The organism is Bacteroidia bacterium (genome assembly GCA_026932145.1).
Lineage (GTDB): Bacteria > Bacteroidota > Bacteroidia > J057 > JAIXKT01 > JAIXKT01.
In genome coordinates this window covers 167,977-194,937 of sequence record JAIXKT010000054.1, presented here as the reverse complement: position 1 = coordinate 194,937, position 26,961 = coordinate 167,977, and the positions used below count along the sequence as shown (strand labels likewise).

24 protein-coding genes are annotated in these 26,961 nt (G+C 38.4%); 9 read left to right on the top strand and 15 right to left on the bottom strand.

The annotated features are described in order from the left end of the window. Window positions 1–34: 34 nt before the first annotated feature. Both LC115_12670 and LC115_12665 read left to right on the top strand, forming a co-directional pair. Window positions 35–1,609 (top strand): sodium-dependent transporter, encoded by a 1,575-nt coding sequence (locus LC115_12670; protein MCZ2357520.1) that lies wholly within the window; start codon window positions 35–37, stop codon window positions 1,607–1,609. Window positions 1,610–1,664: 55 nt separating this feature from the next. Further along, window positions 1,665–2,204, top strand: a complete 540-nt coding sequence (locus LC115_12665) for a NifU family protein (protein ID MCZ2357519.1) — start codon at window positions 1,665–1,667, stop codon at window positions 2,202–2,204. A gap of 145 nt (window positions 2,205–2,349) precedes the next feature. Here the strand turns inward: LC115_12665 and LC115_12660 are convergent, their stop codons facing one another. From LC115_12660 to LC115_12625, 8 genes are all read right to left on the bottom strand, one after another. Next, window positions 2,350–2,790 carry a hypothetical protein gene (locus tag LC115_12660; protein ID MCZ2357518.1) on the bottom strand — a complete coding sequence of 147 codons (441 nt, stop codon included), beginning with the start codon at window positions 2,788–2,790 and terminating at the stop codon, window positions 2,350–2,352. 134 nt (window positions 2,791–2,924) lie between these two features. Then, window positions 2,925–3,377 carry a GNAT family N-acetyltransferase gene (locus LC115_12655; GenBank protein ID MCZ2357517.1) on the bottom strand — a complete coding sequence of 151 codons (453 nt, stop codon included), beginning with the start codon at window positions 3,375–3,377 and terminating at the stop codon, window positions 2,925–2,927. After that, complete coding sequence (gene metH, locus LC115_12650; GenBank protein MCZ2357516.1) at window positions 3,378–7,112, bottom strand: methionine synthase; 3,735 nt, start codon at window positions 7,110–7,112, stop codon at window positions 3,378–3,380. It abuts the gene before it with no gap. A gap of 358 nt (window positions 7,113–7,470) precedes the next feature. Beyond that, window positions 7,471–8,733 carry a PP2C family protein-serine/threonine phosphatase gene (locus LC115_12645; GenBank protein ID MCZ2357515.1) on the bottom strand — a complete coding sequence of 421 codons (1,263 nt, stop codon included), beginning with the start codon at window positions 8,731–8,733 and terminating at the stop codon, window positions 7,471–7,473. Then, window positions 8,730–9,812, bottom strand: a complete 1,083-nt coding sequence (locus LC115_12640; protein ID MCZ2357514.1) for an ABC transporter permease — start codon at window positions 9,810–9,812, stop codon at window positions 8,730–8,732. Before LC115_12640 ends, LC115_12645 begins: the two co-directional genes overlap by 4 nt. Further along, window positions 9,799–10,650 (bottom strand): transketolase, encoded by an 852-nt coding sequence (locus LC115_12635; protein ID MCZ2357513.1) that lies wholly within the window; start codon window positions 10,648–10,650, stop codon window positions 9,799–9,801. Before LC115_12635 ends, LC115_12640 begins: the two co-directional genes overlap by 14 nt. Window positions 10,651–10,713: 63 nt before the next feature. Beyond that, complete coding sequence (locus tag LC115_12630) at window positions 10,714–12,180, bottom strand: sodium:solute symporter (protein ID MCZ2357512.1); 1,467 nt, start codon at window positions 12,178–12,180, stop codon at window positions 10,714–10,716. 11 nt (window positions 12,181–12,191) lie between these two features. After that, entirely contained in the window at window positions 12,192–13,235 is a 1,044-nt protein-coding gene (locus tag LC115_12625) for a DUF4249 domain-containing protein (GenBank protein ID MCZ2357511.1), read from the bottom strand. 157 nt (window positions 13,236–13,392) lie between these two features. Here LC115_12625 and pyrE point away from each other — a divergent pair, with 157 nt between their 5' ends. Further along, the gene (gene pyrE / locus LC115_12620) at window positions 13,393–14,040 is read left to right on the top strand and encodes an orotate phosphoribosyltransferase (GenBank protein MCZ2357510.1); all 648 of its coding nucleotides are present in this window, start codon (window positions 13,393–13,395) and stop codon (window positions 14,038–14,040) included. An 84-nt stretch (window positions 14,041–14,124) separates the two neighbouring features. Here pyrE and LC115_12615 read toward each other — a convergent pair whose 3' ends face one another. Continuing rightward, window positions 14,125–14,568: a thioredoxin family protein gene (locus tag LC115_12615; protein MCZ2357509.1), complete on the bottom strand. Its 444-nt coding sequence runs from the start codon at window positions 14,566–14,568 to the stop codon at window positions 14,125–14,127. A gap of 369 nt (window positions 14,569–14,937) precedes the next feature. On the opposite strand from LC115_12615, the gene LC115_12610 reads away from it, so the two are divergent. Continuing rightward, window positions 14,938–17,196: a sodium-translocating pyrophosphatase gene (locus tag LC115_12610; protein MCZ2357508.1), complete on the top strand. Its 2,259-nt coding sequence runs from the start codon at window positions 14,938–14,940 to the stop codon at window positions 17,194–17,196. Window positions 17,197–17,342: 146 nt separating this feature from the next. Here the strand turns inward: LC115_12610 and LC115_12605 are convergent, their stop codons facing one another. Continuing rightward, window positions 17,343–18,650: a serine hydrolase gene (locus tag LC115_12605; GenBank protein ID MCZ2357507.1), complete on the bottom strand. Its 1,308-nt coding sequence runs from the start codon at window positions 18,648–18,650 to the stop codon at window positions 17,343–17,345. A 169-nt stretch (window positions 18,651–18,819) separates the two neighbouring features. Further along, on the bottom strand, window positions 18,820–19,428 hold the full coding sequence (locus LC115_12600; GenBank protein MCZ2357506.1) for a YdcF family protein: 609 nt from the start codon (window positions 19,426–19,428) through the stop codon (window positions 18,820–18,822). A 420-nt stretch (window positions 19,429–19,848) separates the two neighbouring features. Here LC115_12600 and LC115_12595 point away from each other — a divergent pair, with 420 nt between their 5' ends. The 3 genes from LC115_12595 to LC115_12585 all read left to right on the top strand — a co-directional run bounded on the left by LC115_12595 (window position 19,849) and on the right by LC115_12585 (window position 21,279). Further along, entirely contained in the window at window positions 19,849–20,052 is a 204-nt protein-coding gene (locus LC115_12595; protein MCZ2357505.1) for a hypothetical protein, read from the top strand. Next, window positions 20,006–20,302, top strand: coding sequence for a transposase (locus tag LC115_12590; GenBank protein ID MCZ2357504.1), 297 nt, complete (start codon window positions 20,006–20,008; stop codon window positions 20,300–20,302). Before LC115_12595 ends, LC115_12590 begins: the two co-directional genes overlap by 47 nt. A gap of 221 nt (window positions 20,303–20,523) precedes the next feature. Next, window positions 20,524–21,279, top strand: coding sequence for a DUF6348 family protein (locus LC115_12585; GenBank protein ID MCZ2357503.1), 756 nt, complete (start codon window positions 20,524–20,526; stop codon window positions 21,277–21,279). A 354-nt stretch (window positions 21,280–21,633) separates the two neighbouring features. Here LC115_12585 and LC115_12580 read toward each other — a convergent pair whose 3' ends face one another. Further along, entirely contained in the window at window positions 21,634–22,869 is a 1,236-nt protein-coding gene (locus LC115_12580) for an ATP-binding protein (protein ID MCZ2357502.1), read from the bottom strand. 136 nt (window positions 22,870–23,005) lie between these two features. After that, a complete protein-coding gene (locus LC115_12575; protein MCZ2357501.1) occupies window positions 23,006–23,149 on the bottom strand; it encodes a hypothetical protein in 144 nt (47 codons plus the stop codon). Between the two features lie 81 nt (window positions 23,150–23,230). Between LC115_12575 and LC115_12570 the strand changes: the two genes are divergently transcribed. Beyond that, window positions 23,231–23,434 (top strand): hypothetical protein, encoded by a 204-nt coding sequence (locus LC115_12570; protein MCZ2357500.1) that lies wholly within the window; start codon window positions 23,231–23,233, stop codon window positions 23,432–23,434. Continuing rightward, on the top strand, window positions 23,388–23,684 hold the full coding sequence (locus LC115_12565) for a transposase (protein ID MCZ2357499.1): 297 nt from the start codon (window positions 23,388–23,390) through the stop codon (window positions 23,682–23,684). The genes LC115_12570 and LC115_12565 overlap by 47 nt, the downstream gene beginning before the upstream one ends. 46 nt (window positions 23,685–23,730) lie before the next feature. On the opposite strand, the gene LC115_12560 is transcribed toward LC115_12565, so the two are convergent. Both LC115_12560 and LC115_12555 read right to left on the bottom strand, forming a co-directional pair. Continuing rightward, complete coding sequence (locus LC115_12560; GenBank protein ID MCZ2357498.1) at window positions 23,731–24,738, bottom strand: YihY/virulence factor BrkB family protein; 1,008 nt, start codon at window positions 24,736–24,738, stop codon at window positions 23,731–23,733. Then, complete coding sequence (locus LC115_12555) at window positions 24,677–26,725, bottom strand: tetratricopeptide repeat protein (GenBank protein MCZ2357497.1); 2,049 nt, start codon at window positions 26,723–26,725, stop codon at window positions 24,677–24,679. Before LC115_12555 ends, LC115_12560 begins: the two co-directional genes overlap by 62 nt. Between the last annotated feature and the right edge of the window lie 236 nt (window positions 26,726–26,961).

Sequence of the window (26,961 nt, the reverse complement as noted above, 5' to 3'; positions counted from 1 at the left end):
TATTATGTTTGTAAAAACATTACATACTGATTAGATGAGTACAAATAAGGAGTCTTGGGGAAGCCGTATGGGGCTGATTTTAGCGATGGCGGGTAATGCAGTGGGCTTGGGAAACTTTTTGCGCTTTCCGGTACAGGCTATTCAGAATGGTGGCGGAGCTTTTATTATTCCATATTTGGTTTGTTTTTTATTAATGGGCATTCCTTTACTCTGGGTGGAATGGGCAACGGGACGTTTTGGCGGAAAATTTAGCCATCATAGCACTCCGTTTATATTGGATTCTATGGATAAACGCCCTTGGTGGAAATACATAGGCGTTTTTGGTATTTTTACAAATTTAGCTGTAGCGGCATATTACTGCTACTTAGAGTCTTGGACTCTCTCTTATGTGTGGCATTCTATTGTAGGAACATTTTCAGGGAAAACGCCTGATCAGGTAGGTGATTTTTTTTCAAGCTATATTACATTGGAAAGCTGGCCTCAACCGGTCTTTTTTTGGATTTTCTGCTTGGTTTTAAACACTTGGATTTTATCCCGTGGTCTTAGTGGCGGTGTCGAAAAAGTAGCTAAAATCGGAATGCCACTCTTAATTTTATTTGGCCTCTTTTTAGCTATTCGTGGAGTTACTTTAACAGCCGGAAAAGAAGGTGCTATTTTTGACGGAACGGTAGGCTTAAACTTTCTCTGGACTCCCCGCTTTGATTCTATCTTAGACCCAAAAGTGTGGTTGGCAGCCGCCGGACAAATCTTTTTTACGTTGTCAGTAGGAATGGGGTCAATCCAATGCTATGCTTCATACGTTAGATCCCAAGATGACATCGCCTTAAATGCCATGAGCGCAGGCTGGATGAATGAATTTGTAGAAGTTGTGCTGGGAAGTTGCATCATTATTCCTATTTCAATTGGTTATTTAGGAATAGATAAAGTTGTAGAGCTTACCAAGAATGGTGGTTTAGCATTGGGCTTTAAAACTTTACCGTACCTATTTCAACAATGGGGCGGCTTTCTGGCTGCTGTTGCCGGAATAATGTGGTTCGGGTTGCTCTTTTTTGCCGGTATAACTTCTTCATTAGCAATGGGAACTCCTGTGATGGGGTTTTTACAAGATGAATTTAACTGGAAAAGAGAGCCTGCAGCTTGGGTATTTGGAATTTGTATCTTCTTATTAGGTCTTCCTACGGTACTTTTTTACAATTATGGTGTTTTTGATGAATACGATTACTGGGCTGGAACTGTCTCTTTGGTTGTGTTTGCCCTTGTTGAGGTGATTCTTTTTGCGTGGATATTTGGAATGGATAAAGGTTGGCGGGAAATTAATGACGGCGCAGACATCCGAATTCCGAAGATATTTCGCTATATAATTCAATACATTACTCCGCTGCTGTTAGGCTACGTTTTTGTTATGAACCTGCCGGATATTTGGAGTAAAATCACCCACCAAGATATAAATCAGCAAATTGCCAAAGCTACAGACCCAATACTTATTCAGCAACTTCAAGATACTAAACTCTATACCAATTTAGCAAGGCTTCTTTTGGTTGCTACCTTTGCCGGCATTGCTTACTTAGTATATTTAGCAAAACAGAACCGGATAAAAAAAATATCATAGCTACTTTTTAAGGAACTATTCTAATTTACAAAGCGTTTTTAGCCAGAGCATAGAAATGATTTACACAGAAATGACCCCCAATCCGGCATCGCTAAAATTCGTTTTAGACCGGATTATTTTGACCGGATCCGGCGTTGAATTTATAGATGTATCAACTACTGAAAGTTCCCCCATTGCTAACCAATTATTTTCTCTCCCTTTTGTAAAAAGTATTTTCATCGGAAGCCATTTTGTTACAATAACCAAACAAAGTGATGCCCGTTGGGAGGAAGTAATTCCGGCTGTTCGCCAAGAAATTCAAAACTACTTAGATACAGGCAAAGCATTTGTAAACCGGTCAGGAGACCAAGTTTTGAGTGAAGAAGATACTAATGCTGTTAAACGCATCCGGCAGTTATTAGACGAGCACGTTCGTCCGGCAGTAGCAATGGACGGCGGTGATATTGTCTTTGAAAGTTTTGAAGATGGAATCGTAAAACTACGAATGTATGGTTCTTGTTCCGGATGCCCCTCTTCTACCATGACCCTAAAAGCCGGAATCCAAAGCCTCTTAACCAGATTTATCCCCGAAGTGAAAGAGGTAATATCGGTTTAAAGAGCATTTTACCTTACGTTAAAAATAGGCGTAAAAACAGTATTCTAAACCTCAAAAACAAGTAAAGCGGTTATTAATCAATTGATTAATAACCGCTTCTTAGTTCTGGAAAAATTAAAAAAACTATCCTAAAAGATAGTCAGAATCAAAAGCCTAAGCTATTTACACCTAAGCCAATCAACTCAATTTTGTTGATGACGTTTTGTAAAAATAAGATAGAATCAATGATTTGCTTTTTATCGGCATAAGGAGTTAAGCCTCCCAGAGCGTCTTCTAAGGTAGCATTATGATCTTTTAAAGAAGAAGCTAACTTTTTCATATCCGATTCATTTGATTTAGTAGTTGGGATTTTTATATCCGAAGGGTTTTTAGGCTCTAACTTTAAGAACGGAACATAAATAATAATATTATTCAGGCGGCTTAATTTAGAAATATAAATTTTGGTAAGTTCCATTTTATCCATTTTTTCTAAATCACCGATAGCGTAACTAACAGTAGAAGTACTTGCGCCGGAAATCCCTGTACTCTCCTGAGCGTAAGATGCTAACCCAAGTAGCAAAAAACAACAAACAATCAGATTTTTCATAATTCGTTAATTTATATTCAATGTTCAAAATTAGCAGAATAGCTAATATAGTGATGATGAAGTTATGCTGTATTTGCCCACAGAGATATACACAAGAATAATAGTCAAAAATATCTTATCTATATGCTTCAATGTCAATTAGTTCCATTTTCATCAAGATGCCATGCCATAATGTATTCAACGTCATAAAATTCATTTAGGCGTTTGAAGCCGCTACTTTCAAATACACGGACTGCTTTGGTATTATCCACAGAAATACTGGCTCTGATTTCTGAAAAGTCTAATTGTTTGCGTCTGCAGTAGTGAATAACTTCTGAGATACTGGCTTTTCCCAGCCCAAGCCGTTGATACTGTTTATCAATCATAATTCGGGAAATCCACGTAACCCCACTCCAAAAACCTAAGCTAAGCATTCCTACGGGTTCTGAAACAGCTTCAATACCCAGTAAGTCTATTTTTTCAAATTTGGATTCCGCAATAATGAATAGATTATCCGGAATAAAGTTACGTTGGTTTTCATAAACCTGTAGTCTTGAAAACGGCTCCCAGTTATTTCGGGTTAGTGGAATCAGCTTAACATCAGTCATTTAAAGTGCTTTGGTTGTTTCGGGTTCATAGTTTAAGAGGGAAGCCAGCCAATGTTCTGTTTCTGGGATAGATAGTTTTTTTCGTGCGGCGTAGTCTGCAATTTGGTCTTGGGCTATTTTACCAACTCCAAAATACTTAGTTTGTGGGTGGGAAAAATACCAGCCACTTACTGAAGCTGCGGGAGTCATTGCCATAGCTTCCGTAAGACGAATAATGATTTCTTCTTCAACAGATAGCAGGTTAAATAGGGTTCGTTTTTCGGTGTGGTCAGGGCAGGCAGGATAGCCGGGTGCTGGCCGAATGCCCTGATATTCCTCCCGAATCAGCTCTTCATTTGTAAGATTTTCAGACGGGCAGTAACCCCAAAATTCCGTTCTAACTCGATGATGTAGATGCTCTGCAAAAGCCTCTGCCAATCTATCTGCTAAGGCTTTAAGCATAATTAGCTGATAATCATCATGGTTAGCTTCAAATTGATCTAATTTATGTTTAATATTTCCGCCGGCGGTTACGGCAAATCCTCCGATATAATCTGGTAGCCCTGAATCTACCGGTGCAATAAAATCTGATAAACACAAGCTGGAAACTCCCGTTCCTTTACCGGATTGCTGCCGTAGGTGGTGAAGTGTGCAGCGTACTTCTCTTCGGCTCTCATCCGTAAAAACCAAAATATCATCACCGGAAGAATTGGCCGGAAAGACCCCATAAATACCCTCCGCCAGAAGCCATTTCTCAGCCACAATTTTCCGAAGCATCTCCTGTGCATCCTCAAAAATCCTTTTAGCTTCTTGGCCAACTATCTCGTCATCAAATATCTGTGGATATTTTCCGGCTAATTCCCAAGTTTGAAAGAACGGTGTCCAGTCAATCACCGGAACCAATTTTTCTATCGGATAGTTTTTAAGCGAAAAAACACCTGTTTGTTTGGGTAGATAAATTTCAGATTCTTTCCAATTGATTTTCAGTGAATTATCACGAGCTTGTTGAAGGGTCAAAAAAGGTTTACGGGAGTTTTTGTTCAGGTGATTTTCCCGAATACTTTGATATTCTTGGCTAATTTTTTGGGTAAATACTGCTGAGGTTTCACGGTTTAGCAATGAGGCAACAGCCGGAACGCTCTTAGAGGCATCCAACACGTGTATAACTGGCCCGGAATATGCAGGAGCTATTTTTACAGCAGTGTGTATTCGGGATGTGGTAGCCCCGCCAATTAACAATGGTAGTGTAAAACCCATACGCTCCATCTCTTTACCAACGGTTACCATTTCATCTAACGAAGGCGTTATCAAGCCGGATAAGCCGATAATATCAGCTTTTTCTTCTTGGGCACGTTTCAAAATCACTTCCCAAGGAATCATTACGCCAAGATCAATCACTTCGTAATTGTTGCAAGCCAAGACTACGCCTACGATGTTTTTCCCAATATCGTGAACATCCCCTTTGACCGTAGCTAAGATAATTTTCCCATTACTACGAGTGTTGTCATTTTTTTCAGCTAAAATAAATGGCTGTAAATAGGCTACGGCTTTTTTCATAACCCTCGCAGAACGAACTACTTGCGGCAAAAACATTTTTCCGCTACCGAATAAGTCCCCTACTACATTCATACCGGCCATAAGCGGCCCTTCTATCACTAATAAAGGGCTTTGATATTTTACGCGAGCTTCTTCAGCATCTGCTTCGATGTATTCAGAAAGTCCTTTTACTAAGGCATATTTGATTCTTTCTTCAATGGAATTATTGCGCCAATCGTCTGTTTTAGCTGTTTCGGTAGTGTTTTTTTGTTGGTTTTTAACACTTTCGGCGTAAGAAACCAGATTTTCGGTAGCTTCCGGATTGCGGTTAAGCAACACATCTTCTACTTTTTCAAGAAGTTCTTTGGGAATATCATCATAAACAGCAAGTTGTCCGGCATTAACAATTCCCATATCTAAGCCTGCTTGAATTGCGTGGTATAGAAATGCTGAGTGCATAGCTTCGCGTACAGCGTTATTTCCCCTAAAAGAGAATGATACGTTGCTAATACCGCCACTGACTTTGGCTAAGGGTAAATTACTTTTTATCCAGCGAGTTGCCTCAATAAAATCAACAGAATAGTTGTTATGCTCTTCGATACCGGTAGCTACTGTGAGAATATTTGGGTCAAAGATAATGTCTTGTGGAGAAAAGCCGTTTTGAACCAACAAGTTGTATGATCGTTGGCAAACCTCGATGCGTCTTTGGAAAGAATCTGCCTGCCCTTTTTCGTCAAAGGCCATAACAACGGCTGCTGCTCCATATTTTTTGATTTTAAGGGCTTGTTCTAAAAACTTTTCTTCTCCCTCTTTGAGGGATATAGAATTAACGATTGATTTTCCTTGTAGGCATTTTAAACCGGCTTCCAGTACGTCCCATTTAGAGGAGTCAAGCATCACAGGGATTCGGGCAATATCCGGCTCGGCAGCAATGAGGTTCAAGAAGTGAACCATTGCTTTTTCGGAATCCAGCATCCCTTCATCAAAGTTGATGTCAATGATTTGTGCTCCGTTTTCAACCTGTTGGCGAGCTACTGAAACGGCCTGCTCAAAGTCTCCGGATAAAATGAGCCTAGCAAACTTTGGTGAGCCGGTAACGTTGGTTCGTTCACCTATATTGATGAAGTTAGATTCTGGCCTGACTACCAATGGTTCTAACCCTGATAAGCGGAGGTAAGGTTCTATTTTGGGGATGTTTCTGGGGCTAAATTGTTTGGCTACTTCGGCTATAGCTTTAATGTGGTCCGGTGTAGTGCCGCAACAGCCTCCGGCAATATTAACAAAGCCTGACTGCAAGAAGTCTGTTAGCTGACTTTGCATTGAATTGGGAGTTTCATCATATTCTCCAAAAGCATTTGGTAAGCCGGCATTCGGATATACGCTCACATGAACCGGACATTTTGCGGAAAGTTCTTGCAGAAACGGGCGCATTTGCTTGGCCCCTAAGGCACAATTTAGGCCAACCGACAGTAAGTTAGGCGCGTGTAGTATAGAATACAAAAAAGCTTCGGTAGTCTGGCCGGATAGCGTTCTGCCGCTGGCATCAGTAATCGTGCCGGAAATCATTACCGGAACTTGTATCTTTGTGTTATCTATGTATTGTTGAATTGCATAGATAGCGGCTTTGGCATTTAGCGTATCGAAGATGGTTTCTACTAAGAGTATGTCTGCACCGCCTTCCATTAAACCTTGTATTTGGGTATAATAGGCTGAAACAAGTTCATCAAAGGTGATTGCCCGAAAAGCAGGGCGGTTAACATCCGGTGAAAGGGACGCTGTTTTGTTGGTAGGGCCAATAGCACCGGCTACGAAACGCGGTTTTTTTGGATTTTGACGTGTAAAAGCCTCCGTAGCAGCTTTTGCAATTCGGGCAGAAGCATAGTTTAACTCATAGGCTAAATAACTCATGCTATAATCAGCCATAGCGATAGAAGTTGAACTAAATGTGTTTGTTTCAATAATATCTGCACCGGCAGCTAAATATTGATTATGGATTTCTGCGATGATATTGGGTTGCGTGAGCGACAATAGGTCGTTGTTTCCTTTCAAATCGTTTGGATGCAGAGAGTCTCCGGGTTGAGGTATGCCCTCCTTTAAAAAACGGTTTCCTCGATAATCTGAATCTGTTAAGCCATAACGCTGAATCATAGTGCCCATAGCACCATCCAATATTAAAATTCGCTTACCTAATATATCTGTAAGCTCTTGATAACAAGACATTAGAAAAATAAAAGAAATTTGTGGGTTAAACTGCAAATTTAACGTGATTTCTAAGTAATAAGTTCGTTTAGCAACGTAAATTTACCATAAACGTTAAATCCCTTCGAGATTTCAAAAGCAAACTATAAAAGAATAGGTTGTGGCTCAGAAACCTGTATTTGGGGGCGAAAATCATCCTATAGACAAGCATTTAACGAAAGAAACAAAAAGCGTAAAGATCTCATTACAATCCAGAAACAGAAGATTTGTCAGGAATACTACTGGCTTTTCTAAGAAGCCGGAGATTCATAACACCATGATGGCAATCATGATTCACCAAAGAAATTACAAATTTCATACTCTCTGAATCGCAGTCTATCTATCTTGGGGTTTCGGGTTGAGCAAGGTTATTTTGGTATCGAAGGGCTAATAGGGTTACGTCATCTACTGAGGTCTGTTTATTCGCAAAATCATTGAGGACTTTGTATAGGTTATGGACAATTTCTTTTGGTGAGAGGTGGTGGTTTTGGAGTAAAGAATATTCTAAAAATTGAATTCCTAACTGATCTCCTTTGTCATTTTCTTGTTCTAAAATACCGTCTGTGTACAAGAAGAGTAAGTCATTGTTAGAAATTGTTTCGATACCTGTTTCAATGTTAATTTTAGGCATAATTCCTACGGGGATTGCACCGGTAGAAAGTTCTTTGATTGTTTTGTCTGGCTGCACCAGCATAGGCGGGTTGTGCCCGCAGTTTACGTACTCTATGGTATTGTGAGTTGTGTTTATTTTCGAAAGAAATAGTGTAACAAATTTTTCTCCGGAAGTTATCCCGTAGAGGATTGTGTTTATTTTTTCTACGATTTTGGCAATTGTGGGTTGGATAAGAACTTGTGCGCGGATGTTAGCCTGTAAGTTTGCTACTAAAAGTGCTGCCGCAACTCCTTTTCCGGAAACATCTGCCATAACCACAAAAAATTCATCTTCAGAATGAGGGATTAAATCATAAAAATCGCCCCCTACTTTGTGGTGGGCAATGTTTAGAGCAAAAATATCTACTGCCGGATGTATTATAAAGCTGCTGGGAAGTAATTGTTTTTGAATGCGTTCGGCAACTTCCAACTCTCTTTGGATAACTTCTTGTCTTATTTTTTCATCAAACAAGCGAATATTTTCTAAGGAAACGACCAAAATGTTTCCAACTGTTTCGATAAAAATAATGTCGTTTAGGGCTTCGGCATCGCTATCTGCGAAGTCAGCTATCAGAAACCAAGCCGTTGGAGCATCTTTAACTCCTAACGGAATAACGTATTCGATAGGTAGCTCTTGCTGCCATATTTCATGTTGGGTAGGGATGATTTTGGTTGTTTGGGTAAAAGCATTTAGCAGCTCAAGGGGAAAGATAGCCTCTTTAAGAAATCCGTAATTATAGGCAATTTGGTAATTATCATTAAGTTCAGAAGTTATAAAACGAAGTTTACGGACACCCAATTGTGCTTTAATTGTATTAACAACAATAGTGATAAGGTTTTTGGTCGGTAAGTTTGGGTTTAATGAGCGCACTATTTCCAGCATAGCCTGCGCCTCTTGTCGTTTAAGGCTCAGTAGTTTACCGGGGTCAGTAGTGTTGTAGGCGTTTATCATAAAGGTCGTTTTTGAGGGTTCATAAAGTCTCGTAGTTCATTACCTAATACAGTAAAAGCAATGATATTAGCCATTAACACACAGCCGGGTATAATTGCCAGCCATTTTCCTTGCAGTAAGGTCAAGTAAGCGTAGCCTTCGTATATCATTGCTCCCCAACTGGGTGTTGGAGGCTGGATTCCCATTCCCAAAAAACTTAGCCCCGCCTCCATTAAGATTGCAGTAGAAAAATTTCCAGCCGCTAAGATAAGAATTGTTCCCCAAATATTGGGCAAAATATGCCTAAAAAATATCCGAAAATGTGAAAAAGAGAGCACCTTCCCTGCAACAACATAATCATAAGACCGTATAACCAGCGTTTGGCTGCGTACTATACGGGCAATCTCTACCCAAGCGGTAAGCCCAATAGAAAAGCTCATTTGCCAATAGCCTTTTCCCAGCACAAAAGCTAAGCTCATAGCCAGCATAAGCGTTGGGATAGCCCACAAAATAGAAACCATTCCCATCAGTGTTTTATCCAAAATACCGCCAAAGTAACCGGCAGCCAAGCCAACCGGCACACCAATCATCAAACTGATGAGTACTGCCCAGAAGCCGACACTCAAGCTTATCCTGGCTCCTAAAAATAAACGACTTAATACATCACGCCCAAGCACATCGCTTCCTAACCAAAAAGTATGCCGATAATGCCTCACTGTATTCTGCTTCGGATCAAATGAAATGCTACGAACTAAGCCTGAATGACTTGTAAAATGAATAAATTCTTGTTGAATACTTAGGCTTCCTTCTTTAAAGCTGAAAATTCGTTCACAGTGGGCAGGTTTTCCGAACCAAAAGTCATACCAATGGCTGGCACATTCGGAGCTATTTTGTTGAGATATTATCAAAACGTTTCCGGAAAAGCCGGGGGGAGCTTTGGCGTATTCAGGGAGTTGTGAATTTGCATCTTGGGTTGAGTCTGGAATAACAAGATAACCTAACAGGATAACTAATATCCAAAACGCAAGCCATAATCCGGCTATTCGAGCTGTATAGCTTTTCCAGAGGTAGCGAAAAAGTCGGTTGTTAATAGTCTCCAAAAGTTTCAGGAAGCTGTTCTAATGCTCGGGCTGCTTCTGCATCTTTCGGGGGTTGTCCATGCCACTTATGGGTACCTTCCATAAAGTCAACACCTTTACCCATAGTGGTTTGCATGAGCAATACTACCGGCTTTTGCTGGTTCATTGCTCCCAACACTGTTTGAAAAGATTCATTCAATATCGAGAAATCATTACCATTAGGGCAAGTTACTACTTTCCAACCAAAGGATTCCCACTTAGCTTGTAGGTTACCCATATTCATCACATCTTGGGTTGTTCCGTCAACTTGCTGGCCGTTCCAATCTACTGTAACGAAGATATTGTCAATTTGGTGGTGTGCGGCAAATAGGATAGCTTCCCATATTTGTCCTTCATTAAGTTCGCCGTCTCCTAACAAGGCAAAGACGCGGTTGGGGTCGTGATTTATTTTTTTGGCGAGTGCAGCTCCTATAGCTACCGAAAGCCCTTGGCCAAGAGAGCCGGAGGCTACTCGGATTCCGGGTAGTTTTTCATGTGTTGCCGGATGCCCTTGTAGGCGAGTGCCTAATTTCCGAAAAGTTGATAATTCTGTAATCGAAAAATAACCCGAACGGGCTAAGGTACTGTACCACACCGGCGATATATGGCCGTTTGACAAGAAAAAAATATCCTCACCAATACCATCTAACGTAAAGGCATCAGGGTTATGCTTTAAGTATTTGAAATACAGTAATACAAAATACTCGGTGCAGCCCAAAGACCCGCCCGGATGCCCTGATTTCGCCCCATGAACCATCCGAATTATATCCCGCCGAACTTGGCTCGCTAATGCCCCAAAATCGGATTCTGCTACTTTCATACCCGCAAAGTTCGTATATGTTCCTTTAATTATACCAATATCTGTAAACTATTTCATAAAAAATTAATTCTTAGAAACATAATCTACCGGCGTAGATGCCATCCAGCAACCCAAGTAGGTAAAACAAGCATTTAACATCAACAATTCATTCCCCCAAGTGTATCCTAACCAGCGGCTAAACCCAAACTGAACTAATAAACACAAAACGGGACTAAGTATTGCCACCCAAGGGATAAAACTATCTTGACACTTGCGCTTACTGAATAAGCCAAAGGCAAATAAGCCAAGCAAGGGGCCATAAGTATAAGTAGCTAAATCCAATACCAACTGAATAACACTAAGTTTGGCCTCCGGCGGCTTAAAACTTTCATAGAAATAAATTCCCAGTATTTGTAGATAAATAGCTAAGCAAACTAAACCATAAATTTTCTGTTTTAATTGTAATGATTTTGATTCTGAAAATGATTGGATATTAAAAAAATCAACGGCAACACTTGTTGTTAGTGCAGAGATGGCTCCGTCTGCTGACGAAAAAGCAGCCGCAATTAACCCCAATAAAAATAGCACGCCGATAGCCTTCGGCAAGTAGTTCATGGCCAACAAGGGAAATAACTCATCAGTCCGTTTCGGGATTGGTATATCCCGAAAATCTGCATAGGCATAGAGATAAGCTCCTAAAAAGACAAAAGCAGCATTCACAAAAACCAACGTTGTTGCATACGAAAGCATATTTTTCTGTGCCTCAAATAGGTTTCGGCAGGCCAAGTTTTTTTGCATCTGGTCCTGGTCTAACCCAGTCATAGAAAGACTGATAAGCGCGCCGGCTAAAAATTGTTTCCCGAAGAAATTAGGCAATCTCCAATCCCAGAAAAAAAACTGATTGTGCGGAGAATTTGCCAAAGTAGAATACCAACTGCTGGGTAACTCATTAGCAATGACTATCATCGTGCAAATAACGGCTATCAAAAAGAAGGCCGTCTGAAAAGTATCTGTATAAACAATTGTCTTGATACCTCCTTTTGAGGAATAAAGAACAATCATCAGTATTAAAATAGCTATACTAACCGGAAAGGGTATGTTCCAATAGTCAAACATTAACTTTTGGAGCACAATAGCTATTAAAAAAAGTCTTGCCGCAGACCCAAGCGAGCGGGAGAGTAAGAAGAAACTGGCTCCTGTTTTATAGGTATTTTTTCCAAAACGCTGCTCAAGGTAAGAGTATATAGACGTGAGTTGCAGTCGGTAGTATAATGGTAATAAAACAAAAGTGATCGCGATATAGCCCACAAGGTATCCCAGCACAATTTGCATATAGCCAAAATGCTGGCTGCCAACTGTTCCCGGTACAGATACGAAAGTTACACCGGAAATGGAGGTGCCAATCATTCCGAAAGCTACCAAATACCAAGGGGCTTTGCCGCCGGCCTTGAAGAAGTCATTTAGGCTTACTCCGCCGCGGGTCGTCCACCAACTTATTCCCAATAACAGCAAAAAATAAGCTATTAGGGAAATGGGTACTAATAGTGCCACAAATATTAAGATTACTCTTTGCAGCCTTCCGGCTTAAATGTATTGTTGAGGCGCATTAAATATTCTGAGCAAGGCGTTATACTGGCTTCCCGCCAAGCACTGGTTCGGGAACCTAAAATCCCTAAACCATTTTCAACATTAGAATATTCCGGCTTTATGCCGTTGAAATCTATAAAAGCGGGGTTATTTATGTAAATATAATTATACAGAAAAGTATCTAAGGCAGTAATTTCAAACCGTAAAGCCTTCGTTCTCTTGCTGTTATTGTACACAAAATTAGATTGATTAGCCGGTTGGTTCGCAACGACTAATTGAGTTAGTGATTTTTCCGGCAGTTGGATACATAGTTCAGAACTTGATTTATCGCAGTTACTTTCATTAAAGGGTTTAGTTGGTCCAAAGATTACTGGGGGTAGCCAGAGGGTATCTCCAGGCCCGCGATATTGTCCGTAGGTAAAGTGCGCCCGCATCTCATACGCCCGCCCGGGACGCTTGCTGCTACGAGCATTAGAACGATTGAACCGAACATAATACGCTTTTTCGATACCGGCAATATCATTAACGGTATCCATACCTAAATTAGTTGGATACGGAGGTAACGGATTGGTAATAGCCGGGGTATCTGGAATGGTTGTATGAGATTTTGCCCAAAGAGCTGGATTATCTGCAACAGAAACCGATAAATAATAGGTTTTTCCGGGCGTTAATCTCTTTGTTGTGTAATAAACAGTTTGTTGCGGTGCAAAAGTACCCTGATTTTTGGGATGTGTAGTATCTGAAACCAGCGTAATAACTTCTGGAATGCCCCCTACGCCAGTTAATGTAACAACGGCATTCTTTAAGCTAATATCGTTATTTGCTGCATATTGAATAGCATCTCCCGAAGTTAAAAATGCTTTTGAAACACGGATAAAGTTGGTATCTGCGGAAGCATCTAAGACACTATAAATAACCAAAATATCTTTTGAAGGTGCATTAACATCTATTTGAGTAGAGCAGGAAAGCAAAAGAGATATAGACAAAATGCTAACCCCCCAAAAATATCTGAAAATCATAGGGCAAAGTTACACAAAGCCATAAAATCACTTCATAATTTAATCGAGAAACCAGCGAGTTTTGTCGGTAATCTTCCGATATTTTAAGACTTTGGTTGATGGCTTCTATTCCCAAACGATAAAAGTTATGTAGGTTTGTGGCGTTTTATAAAAAGTTATGATTGAAGTTAATCCACAAACAGTCAATCAAATAGCCAAATGCTTATTACAATACGAGGCTGTAAAGATTCAGATAGAGAAGCCTTTTGTTTGGAGTTCCGGCTGGTTATCCCCAATTTATTGTGATAATCGGCGGCTTTTGTCTTTTCCGGAAGCCAGAAAATTGATTATTCAGGGATTTATAGATACTATCGAACGGGATAAAATCTCTTTTGACGGAATTATTGGGGTGGCTACGGGAGCTATTGCCTATGGTGCGTTATTAGCTGATTATTACAATGTTCCTTTTGCGTATGTGCGTTCAAGCCCCAAAGGACACGGGCTTGGAAACCAAGTTGAAGGAGTTATTCCGCCTAATAAACGGTATTTATTGATTGAAGATTTGATTTCAACGGGGGGGAGTAGCTACAAGGCTATGGAAGCTGCGTGTGCAGCAGGAGCAATAATTCCCAAAGTTTATGCGATTTTTACGTATGATTTTTTAGCTGCGCAGCAAACCTTTGCAACTGCCTCAGTTACTTGCTTATGTGATTTTCAGCATTTACTGACTGTCGCTGCTGCGAATGGCTATTTCCATGAATCCAAAATCCCAAATCTACTAACATGGCGCTCAGACCCAGAAAAATGGGAAAAAGAACAGCAGTAACCTACACTTATTTATGAATAGGTAACGTATCAGACAGTATTTTTCTACCTGATAACCAGTAACTTGCAAATAAATTACTTATTCTTAGTTATTGTTATTTGGTAAAAATTCGTTTAGCTCACTTAATAGCTGGGTGTCATTTCGGTAGCCGAGTATCCTTTTTTTCTCTTTTCCGGTTGCATCAATTATTAAAACTAAAGGATGAGCAGTAACTTTATATTTTTTAGAAAAATCAATTCCTTCGCCTTCTTCGGCATTGATGTCAAGATTGATAAACCGTGCATTTACGGCATCAGCAACTTTTGAGGACTTAAAAGTCTTGTTTTTCAATTCCTTACAGGGAGCACACCAAACTGCATAAACATTGACAAACAATAACTTATTTTCCTGTTTTGCTTTTTGAAGGGCATTTTTGAAACTGATATTTTCAAAAATGATTTCACTATTTACATCTTTTTTCTGAATCGTTTTATTAAACGAAGCACCGAAAAGAAACGTTATTAATGTGATGATACTTAAAGTTTTCATTTTATTTTTATACAAATTCTTTACACAAAATTATGCAGTATGGTTCTATTTATTAGCTATAAATTTCAAAATTAAGTTAATTTGGGCTTTTTAGAGTATAAAATTTTCCTTTAAAAAAGTACCATATCGGCTTTGTTTCTATTTAATTGCAGCTTAAATAGATATTTTTTTGTTCAAGCTAAAATAAAAATAAGTTAGAAAAAAAAATCACAATAAACTGATAATGATTGATTTATGATATTTTAGCGGTAATTATTGTTTTCCTTTTCTAAATTGTGTACCAACAATTTAGCAGTATAACAGGATTCATTGAAATCTTATTTCAACTTTTTTATACTTTCGCAGCCTCAATAACAGAAGAAATTCTTTATGGATCAGATTGTTTATGTAATTCCTGCTTTGGGAGTTTTGGCTTTGTTGTATATGTTTTTAAAGGCTTCGTGGGTGAACAAACAGGATGCTGGAGATCAGAATATGCGTGAATTAGCCGGCCACATTGCAGATGGAGCGATGGCTTTTCTTAAAGCTGAATGGAAGATATTAGGCTACTTTGCTATCATAGCTGCCGTATTGTTAGCTTATTCCGGTACTTTACAAGGTACGGCAGAGCATCCGGTACATTCCAGCCCAATTATTGCGATTGCCTTTATTATCGGTGCTATTTTTTCGGCTGTTGCCGGTTATATTGGGATGAATATTGCTACCAAAGCGAATGTACGTACGGCACAAGCCGCCCGCAGTAGTTTGGCACAAGCCTTAAAAGTCTCTTTTACCGGTGGTGCTGTGATGGGTCTTGGCGTTGCCGGCCTTGCCGTTCTGGGCTTAGGATCGTTATTTATCGTATTTTATCAACTATTTGTTCCTCCCGGATCTGCCGTTACAGGTGTTGAGATGAAAAAAGCTATCGAAGTATTAGCTGGATTTTCTTTGGGGGCTGAGAGTATTGCTTTATTTGCTCGTGTAGGCGGCGGGATTTACACCAAAGCTGCTGACGTTGGTGCTGACCTTGTGGGTAAAGTAGAAGCAGGCATCCCTGAAGATGACCCGCGTAATCCCGCAACAATTGCGGATAACGTAGGTGATAACGTAGGTGACGTAGCCGGTATGGGGGCAGACTTATTCGGATCTTATGTAGCTACTATCCTTGCTACAATGGTGCTGGGGCAGGAAATTGATGCTTCATCAGATAAATTCGGGGGGCTTTCTCCTGTGCTATTACCCATGCTGATTGCCGGCTTAGGTATTATTTTCTCTATCATCGGAACATGGTTTGTTCGTATTAAAAACGAAACAGACAGTGTACAAAATGCGTTGAATATGGGAAATTGGTCTTCTATTATCTTAACAGCTATCGCCAGTTATTTCGCAGTAACGTATCTTTTACCTGAAAAAATGATCATTCGAGGCTTTGAATTTACACCTATGAATGTTTACTTAGCTATCATCGTAGGCTTAGTAGTGGGTGCTTTGATGAGTATCATTACGGAATATTATACAGCTATTGGTAAACGGCCTGTACTTTCTATTGTAAAACAAAGTTCAACGGGTCATGCTACCAATATCATTGGGGGCCTTGCTGTTGGTATGGAGTCAACTGCCATTCCGATTATAGTATTGGCAGGTGGGATATTTTTGTCGTATTCGCTTGCTGGTTTATACGGTGTAGCCATTGCTGCTGCGGGGATGATGGCTACCACTGCGATGCAGTTAGCTATTGACGCTTTTGGCCCTATTGCAGATAATGCCGGAGGTATTGCCGAGATGAGTCAATTACCCAAAGAAGTGCGCCAACGTACTGATAATCTGGATGCTGTGGGAAATACTACTGCCGCTACCGGAAAAGGATTTGCTATTGCCTCAGCGGCATTAACGTCATTGGCTTTGTTTGCTGCCTTCGTTGGTGTTGCGGGCATCAGCCATATAGATATTTACAAAGCTAATGTTCTGGCCGGATTGTTTGTTGGAGCCATGATACCTTTTATTTTTTCTTCTTTGGCTATTGCTGCCGTAGGGCGTGCTGCTATGAGTATGGTAGAGGAGGTGCGCAGACAGTTCCGCGAAATACCCGGTATTATGGAATACAAAGCCAAACCGGAATATGAAAAATGTGTAGCTATTTCTACCGAAGCTTCTATCCGTGAGATGATTGCTCCGGGAGCGTTGGCACTAACAGTTCCTGTAATTGTGGGCTTCGCTTTTGGCCCGGAAGTTCTGGGAGGGCTTTTGGCCGGTGTAACCGTTTCGGGAGTGCTGATGGGTATGTTTCAAAGCAACGCAGGAGGAGCATGGGATAATGCGAAGAAATCTTTTGAAAAAGGAGTGGAAATTAATGGCCAAGTTTACTATAAAGGCTCAGAACCTCACAAGGCTTCTGTAACCGGAGATACCGTAGGCGACCCTTTTAAAGACACCAGCGGCCCTTCCATGAATATCCTCATCAAACTGATGAGCATCGTTTCTTTGATTATTGCGCCGCATATTGCTTCTATTGGCACACAAGATGGCTTTGGCGATGCACAACCTCCCAAAACGGAGAAATCTACCACAATTTCATCCACAAAAAACATTTCCGAAGCTACTGTAATCCAGAAAAACACAACTATTCCACTTTATTTTAACTCAAAGTAAATATCAAGTTTTTTTAACTTTGATAGAAAAAACTCCGCAGGTTATATTCTGGATTTTTTTATCAAAATATAACCTGCGGAGTTTTTATTTCTGTTTTTTATTAAAAAGACTATTCTGTACTTTTGGGTTCAGTTAGGTTTTGCGGTTTATTTCTGGATCTTTCCTATCCATATTTTACCGTTAGCTAAGATTACCTTTACAAAATATAATCCGTTAGGTAGTTCGCTAACAGAAGTACTTAACTCACTGTTTTGGGCAATGATGGTTTTTATGGTTTGTCCGTGAATATTTAAGATTTCAATATTTGAGATCGGCTCGTTGGATTTTATATTGAGTACATCGCTACTTGGATTTGGGAATATTTTAACGACATTATTTTGGGAAGATATTGTATTTATTTCGGTTGTACCACATCCTAAATCATTGATATATTCCCATATTTTGTCGTTCATTAAAAATGGGACGAGAGCCCCATTGGGAGAATTGCCCATTCTTAGCCAAACTAAGTTTTGACTTGGGACGATATTCAAGAATTGCCCGTCTTTTCCCATTGCGGCAAACATATCTGCTGGGGCATTTGGGCAGAAGTATCCATTAAACACAATTTGGCTTTGTGGAACCATATAAGAAGATTTTCCATTGAGCCACCAAAGGTATCCGTAGGCTTGATTTAAGGGTTGAGAGGTATTTACCATTTGGTGGAAGTAGGCAGTATCGGTCATTATTGCGGTTCCGTTCCAGTTTCCTTTGTTCAGTATTAGCAGTCCAAATCTTGCCATACTTCTTGCGTTGCTAAAAAAGATATTGTTGTAACCGGTAGTAATGAACGAGCCGGTCATTCCTATTGGGGTTTTCAGTTTTTGGGTTGTATAGGTATTTAGTGTTGTTCCTGTTGCATTTTTTATTATGCTATCAAGGAGTGTATAGGGGCCGTTGTGATACGCCCAGCGTGTTCCTGGATCTGCCTTGTAAATCAGGCAGGTATCTAAGGTGCAAAAGGGATCTGATACGCCGTCATCAAGGCCGGAAGACATCGTTAGTTGATGCCGAATCGTTATCTTAGCTTCCTGCGCAGGTGTGCAGCTTGTCCAGCCCTGACCCAGATATTTTGAAGAAGTATCCATAATAGATAAATGGTTTTCTTGCTGAGCAATTCCAACCATAAACGAGGTAATAGTTTTACCCGCTGATGCCCATTGCCAAGGACTTGTTGCTGTATGGGTGTCAAAGTATTTTTCAAGGACAATTTTCCCGTCTTTGAGCAGGATAAATGCTTTGGTATCATTGGAATCTAAGTAAGCATACAAACTGTCAATTTTGTTTTGGCACCAGTTGAGTGATTGAGGCGGAATCGTATCCCATACGGTTCCGGTTTTGGGCGGAAAATACAGCGACTGTGCATTAACGCACAATGCTGTAATGAACATGATTAGCAAAATGCCTGACTTTTTCATCGTATTTTGGTTAAAAAGTTAATGGTTTTTATTAGATTGAGGGTTGCGTAGATACGGCTATCTTACCGGCTAATTTAACAACAAAGAATCCCACAAACAATTTATTCTTAAATAAAATATCAATTGAAAATCAGATACTTATGGTTTTTAAAATTGCTCATTTTGAGGATCAATGTTTGGCTGAAGAGCAGGTATTATGTTGGGTTCGAGTTTCTTTACGGAGTTGGTCATAAGCTAATATTGCCTTTTCTCTTAGTTTCCAAATAAAAATCTTTATTCGGGGCAAATCAGCCGGGTTTTCACAGAAAAACATATTGTACTGAATATTATAATGGCTGAAAATACAACAGGCTCGTTTTACATGAAATTGTGAAGTAACAATAGCTGCTGTAGTCAAGTTATTAGCTTTCATGTATAAAACTGAATAGAAAGCATTTTGGTACGTATTTTGGGCTTTATCTTCCACAATTATGGCACTATCGGGGATACCGCTTAGAATAGCATATTCTTTCATTACGGCTGCTTCATTGCAATTATTTTTGATAGCCCCTCCTGTAAACAAAATTCTTGTTGCAGTTCCCTTCTTGAATAATTCAACTCCGGTTTTAACCCTTTCCCGCATTATCGGAGAGGGCTTGCATGAGTCATTTGCAGGATTTCCCAAAACAATTATGAGGTCATAATCCCGCGCATCGTTATTGTTTTGGGCAAACAACGAAATAGAACTTACCGTAAATAAACAACTAAGAATGAATATTATACCAAATAGAGAAGCCATCGGTTAGGAATATAGAAAAATGCTTTGTTTGTGCTGAACGGGAGTATAATCTTTTAAAGTTTTGGTTAGTACGTTGGTTTATATGATTTTGGATTACTGTTAATTCCTACATTTTCAACACCTCTCTCAAAACCTGTTACGGCGTAGTTTTTCATTTTGCTATTCTTTTTTTTCGGAATCTAATTTTAGTTGTGGCTTAGAAAGCATGATAAAGTTTTTGGCAATAAAGACTAAGCTTTATCGTCTATGCCAGCAGTCAAACCAAGGGTTACTTATCCTCATTGTCAAAGCACAAAAATATCTAAAAATGAGCGGAAAAGGAACGAGGCTCAGAATTACTTATAGTGGGTTCTATAATTTAAGTCATTGTTATTCAAGTAATTATACGTATATTTGCGTATAATTTAACACGAAAACAATATGACATCACAAGAGTATAAAACCAATGGCCAAAAAGGATTATTTGACGAGCAATTTACTATTGAACGTTTGTCTGCAATTGGCAACCCATTAGAAATAATAAGCGATGTTGTTGATTTTGAGGCATTTCGCAACACATTAGCATCTAACTTATTAAATACAGAAAAGAAAAACCAAAAAAATAATCCGAAAATACCGGCTTAAAAACCAAATACACAAAAAAGGATACAGAGGTAACCCTTTGACGGATAAACAAAAAGCAAAAAATAAGATAAAATCTAAAACAAGGGTAAGAGTAGAACACGTATTTGATTTTATGGAACAAAGCATGAACGGGCTTGCTGTTAAATCTGTAGGAATAGCAAGAGCAACAGGTATAATCGAACTCATCAATCTTACCTACAACTTATTCAGGCTTGAACAAGTTCAAAGATTAAACTTATTTACACCGTAATATGCTATTAGTTAGTTAGTTAGTTAGTTAGTTAGTTAGTTAGTTAGTTAGTTAGTTAGTTGTGGATTATTGAATAAAAAAATAAAAATTTTGTATGTGAATTAAAAAAATAATTTGTATAATTACTTACTTTTTCAGCCCAGATTTTAAAAGGATTCTGATTTGTTTCTGAAAAAAATAAAAAAACTAATTTTTAGAACCCACCTATAGGCAAACAACAAATGGGACTATTTGACTTTTTCAAAAAAAAATCCTCTGATAGCAAGCAAATTGACAGGCAACAACCAGAACCAACTGACAACAATTCGTATTTACTTGAAACTTTAAGAAATAGACTTATAGAGTTAGGTTATCAGGTTGACAAAAATCCACAATATCTTGCATTAGTCGTTAATTCTGAAATTGAGATTGCAACTGTTATTGTTGACAATCCAAATAATCATCCGAGCATTTTACATTTGATGATTTTGACTATTCATCCTAAGTATTTCCCAAATGGTATTGAAGAAAATATTGTTGGTATTGGAACAAATATTCAAGACAAAGTCAATTCTGTAATCGACAATTACATTAACACGACTTTTCTACCAATAATTGATAGCTTCTCTGACAGCCATAATCCCGACTTGGACTTCTCTATAATTATGAACGACAAAGAAGTTCTTTGGCATCCAAAATTGGGCAATCTGACACTTCAGGGACAATGGAATGACCAACCTGAAAACGAATCACTCTTTGAAATCATCAAAGACAAACTAAAATATAAACTGACATCAAATAAATTAAATTGGTTGAAAATTTATATTTCAAAACGAGCAGACGGAACAATAATCGGAGAAAGTCTTTTTAACAATGAACCTTGGGAAGAAGGTTTGGCAGACATTACAGAATATGCAAAATCGTGGAGATTGAAAAGCGACTTTCAAGGACTTAAACAATTTATAATGTTCAGAAAATGTGATGTTTATGATAAATAAAAACCCTACCGCCAACATCGGTTTGACAATAGAGCCGGTGACGTGCTTCGTATGACGGTTCTTTGTATAATTGTAGTGCGGTTCTTCGTATGAAGTTTAGTGGTTAAAATCGCCACCTTCGTCAAGCGTTCCGATGTGGCGGAAGCCCGAAAGGATTTCGCCACATCGGAACGGGGCTTCACGCACCAGCTATGCGAAGCCCTACGGGACTTCGCATAGCTATCGATGGCTTTGCGAGAGCGGCATTTTAGCCGAAATTTTCAAGCGAAGACCGAACTTCAAATATACGAAAAAGTTTCAATCGGAGATGTTTCCTGCCGCTCTTGCAAAGCCACTTGTTATAGCCAGTGGTTATTATTTTCTGTCTGTGTTTAGCAACCAATTAAATACGTTTAAATGCTGTATTCCACTTCGGTTTTGCGTAAATCCATCAGTTGTGAGCAAATATTTAGGATAGTTATCATTTATTTTTTCTAATGCCCCAAATTCACGTTCTACGGTACTTTCGTTAGTCATCTGCCAAGCTACTTGATAATACTCAATATCTCCAGTTTTGGTTTTACAAACAAAATCGACTTCGCTGTTTCTACTTGTTCCTGTCCAGATTTTATTACCTCTGCGAAGTAGTTCCAAGTAAACAATGTTTTCTAAAATATGCCCTCTGTCGTTAGTACGTTCTTTACCCATAAAAATATTTAGCAGTCCCATATCTACCAAGTAATATTTCTCCTGTGTAGCTAATTGTTTTCTGCCTTTTAGGTCAAAGCGGTTTACTTTATAGAATACAAAACTTGCTACCAAATATCCCAAATATTTCTCAACAGTATCTCGATGAATGCTTTGCCCATCTTGTTTCAAAATAGTTGAGATATTATTTGGAGAAAGAGCATTTCCCACATTTGAAGCCATAAATTTAACAATGTTTTCAAATGCTCTTTTATCGTTTATTTGGTGTCGTTGTGTAATATCTTTTTCTACAATAGTCGTATAAATAGCTTCCAGATATTCGTAAATTTTATCATAGCCGTCTTTACGCAATGCTACGCCTTTGGGCAATGATGTTTCATTTACATAATCAAAAAATAAAGGTTCGTAGTTCAAGTATTTGTTACTAATGTCAATGCCTCGTGCCGTTAAATATTCATTGAATGAAAAGGGTAAAATTGAAATTTCGATGTAGCGACCGCTTAACAAAGTGGCTAATTCACTTGATAATAGAAAGGCGTTTGAGCCTGTGATATAAACGTCCACATTTTTGGATGCGAACAGTCCGTCCACCAATTTTTCAAACAATGGAATGTTTTGTACTTCGTCCAAAAATATATAGTTAGGCTTATCTGCTTGTAACTTCTTTTTGATGTCAAAATAAATGTCGTCCCAATTTTTTCCTACAAAATTTTCGGGTAACTCAAAATTGTAGAACTGAATTTGTCGTTTACCAACACCTGCTTTAAGTAACAGCTCCCAATACAATTCCAAAAGTGTCGATTTGCCCGACCTACGTAAACCGCTAACTACTTTTATAAGGTCTTTATCCTTATATGACAGCAGTTTTTCTATATATTCCTTACGGTTAGTATAATTTTTCATAATACAAAAGTGCAAAATAAATTAGCGAAACTTGCGTTTTTTACAAGTTTTGCTAATTTATTTAAGGATGGCAGCTGTTTCTTAATCCTCATTTATAGGGATATGCTTTTCTTTGCAATAATTTTCTACATCTGTATCATTTGCAAAGTAGCTGTCGCAAAATTAGCTTCGCTGCTACTTCGTGGTCGTCAAGTTCCTTTTCTGCTCCCGAAACATATTTTTCACTTGCAGTCATTAATTTTTCTGTTTGTTCGATAAATTTTTCAAACTCTTTATTCATTTTAGGTGGCTTCTATAATTTAAATCATTGTTATTCAAGTAATTATACGTATATTTGCGTATAATTTAACACGAAAACAATATGACATCACAAGAGTATAAAACCAATGGCCAAAAAGGATTATTTGACGAGCAATTTACTATTGAACGTTTGTCTGCAATTGGCAACCCATTAGAAATAATAAGCGATGTTGTTGATTTTGAGGCATTTCGCAACACATTAGCATCTAACTTATTAAATACAGAAAAGAAAAACCAAAAAAATAATCCGAAAATACCGGCTTAAAAACCAAATACACAAAAAAGGATACAGAGGTAACCCTTTGACGGATAAACAAAAAGCAAAAAATAAGATAAAATCTAAAACAAGGGTAAGAGTAGAACACGTATTTGATTTTATGGAACAAAGCATGAACGGGCTTGCTGTTAAATCTGTAGGAATAGCAAGAGCAACAGGTATAATCGAACTCATCAATCTTACCTACAACTTATTCAGGCTTGAACAAGTTCAAAGATTAAATCTATTTACATCGTAATATGCTATTAATTAGTTGTGAATTATCGAATAAAGAATAAAAAAAACTAATTTTTAGAACCCACCTCTAATAATTCCGTAAGATTTGTACCTTTTCGGGCAGCTCTTTCGATACTTGCATTTAACTCAAAGCCAATTAAAAGAACAATAGAAACCCAGTAAAACCATACCAACAAAATGATAACGGCGGTTAAACTACCATACACTTTGTTGTAATTGCCAAAGTTGGAAATAAAAAAACGAAACCCAATGGTAGCTAACATCATCAGTAATCCGGCTAAAAACGAACCGGGGCCTGTCTTATGGAATTTTTTATCAACTGAGGGAACTGCCCAGTAGATAAATGAAAGAACGCCAAATAACAGTAGTAAATTGATTAGCCAATTAAGTAGATGTAATAAAAAATAAGGGACTTTTCCGCCTATAATGTGCTGTTTTCCTAAATAACTGATGCCAAACTCGCCAAAAATCAAGGCTGCGGCTCCAATAATTAATAAGAGAAATAACACAAAAAAGATTCCGACTGCTAAAAGTCTTTCTTGAAAAACGTTTCTGCGATAAAAATACCGCTTATTGAAGCAAGCCATCATCGTGATGATGCTTCGGGTAGAGCTATACAAAAGCAGCAAAAAACTGATTGAAATAACTCCCCATCCGCGTTTTTCAAAACTGGTGCTTATGATACCGTTTATCAGAGAAATCCCTTCTTGGGGCAAATAAGTAGAAAGCCATTGATGAACGGTTTCCCGAAAATTGGGTATCGGGATGTATGGAACTAATGTGAAAATAAAAATAAGGGAGGGAATCAAGGCAAAGAAAAAGTTGTAAGCCATTGCGTTAGCCCTTAAAACAAAGGCCGGATCCCTAACGTCTTTCCAAAATAACTTAATCACATAAAACAAGCCTACACCGCCGAAGCCCGGCGGCTGAAAGTTCTTTAGCCCTACAACAGTCTTTTTTACGAGTGCGTGCTTATGCCAAGAGTTTATTATCTTAGGAATCATCTCGGTGCGTTTGGTGGTGATGTCTATTGGGAATATGTGTAATATAAACATCAGAGGACTGTACTGTATTTATGGTGTTTTCTTCATAGTTCTTTTTATTAGTTCCCTGATAACCAGTTTGTTCTACTTTTTCTTCTATGATAAGGCTCTCTGTAAAGATGCTTTCCGGATGTGGATAGTTGTAGTATAAAGTAGGTTTAAAGATAATATTAGGGATGGTTTCCGGTAATACATTTTTGCTTTCTCCCGCCCATTGTTGCATATTATCTGTATTTTTTTCGGGTGTGCTATCCCAGTTAAAAAATGTTGGGTCTTGGCTCCAATGTACCCAAGTGGGAACTCCATCTTGCACGATTTTATGGATACGAACTTTTACGGGCTGTTTCGTATTCACTTTTTCAATAGTTGACTTTGAAGCCCATACACTTATTTTTTTCCCTGCGGGATGTCTTATCTGCAATATTTTGGCTTTTTCTCCCAGATATTGTCCACTAAAATAGCAGTACCAATCTTCTTTATGGGTAAGTAGTAATAAGCTGATTACAAGTTCATTAGAATCCTTTCCTTCAATAAACTGAATAGGTTGCTCATTAAATTTTTCCCAAATAGAATCTAACTTAGCAAAGTATTTTGAGGCATTTTGGGTTCTTTGCGCTGCATTATTTTCAAACTGCCATACTTCTCGAATGGAGTTAAAAGCTATTTTGAATAATAATAATAACTGATTACGTTCCCTTTCAGGGATAAGAAGCATTTTTTCTGTGAGTTCTGCTGGAATAGGTAATTCTATTTCTGTATGGTTGAGCGCATATACCTTTGAGGGTTCTGATGATAATTTTAATTTACGTTTGTAAGCTATAATGAACACTACGATGAAAGCGGCCGCTATGAAGGGCACATAACTCCAGATAATTGGTTCATGGAGTTGGGCTTTTTCAAAAGCAGATAATCGCCTGCCTACTAATAGTTCGTTACGGGAAAACTTGCATTCACTTTCTTCGGGTTCTTGGTTAGCTAATAAGGAACCGCTATATTCTTCAAAATCCAAACGATATGCGTTTGAGTAGGCTTTGAAGGCTTCGGCACAATTTCTAAGTTTGACATAGGTTTGAGCAAGTGTTACAAAAGTTCTGATTCTCAATTCTGTATTTATACAGACTTCGGCAGCTTGGGCAAAGATAACTGCCGCAGAATCATATTGTTGCTTTTCTAAAAGATTGTTTCCGATGCGCATCAAGCCATTATAATCCGGTGTTATTTCAAGGCTGTTAGATGTTTCTGTTTCGTTATTATCTAAATTGTCATTTACTTGAAAAACGGGTTCATTGGATTTCTTCAGGTCATCTACGGTAAAGTGGCAATAGGTTAAAAATTCTTGAAATTTTTCTGCTGAACTTGCGCCGCCTTTATCGGGTTCGATTTTTTGGGCTTTTGCTAAAAATGGTTTCGCAGAATTACAGTTTTTTTGTTTTTTATAGCATAAAGCAATTTGATAACAGGCTTTGGCTCCATATTTCGCAGTATCAGACAAATAGGCCAGTTGAAAATAATTTATGGCTTGGGGATAGTTTTTTTGGTCATAGGCAGTTTTTCCTCTTTGGAACCATTGTTTAGCAAATGTAGGGTCTATGTTTTTGGGGGGCGGAGTGATTTGGGGCTGATTACCTGATTCTATTTTTAAGTCGTTGATAGTAAAGTTACACTTAGATAGTTGCTCTATAAACTTATCTTTGGAGCTTGCCCCGCCTGCAACGGAATCTTGTTTGAAGGCTTTTGTGAAATATTCTTTGGCATCTAAGCAGTTTTTTTGCTTTACATAGCTCAGCGCAATATGGTAGTTTCCCTTGCCGCCGTATTGCTTAGGGTCTTTATTAACAGCATCTTGAAAATATTCTCGTGCTTTGCTATATTTTTTTTGCTCGTATAGACTCTTTCCGGTTTCAAATAATTCTTTAGATTGGCTTTGGCCAAAAGTTTGCAGTTGTGGAAAGCACCATAAACCGAGTAAAAAGAATACATATAAACGGGAAAAAAACATAGCGTTAATAAAATTTTAAAAAAATATTCTGATAGTGAAAACTTAAAGCACGTAATACTTTGGATGTTTAAATTAGGATAAATTGAAATAATACCTATATTTTAGATTGCTAAGTTACTAAGAATCGTTGGCTACGGTTCAGAATGAATAATAAAAAAAGTAAGAAAAAATAACGCTATTGTTTTACTGTCAAGCCAATATAACAGTTATTTAACTTCATTACCAAAACGCAAAAA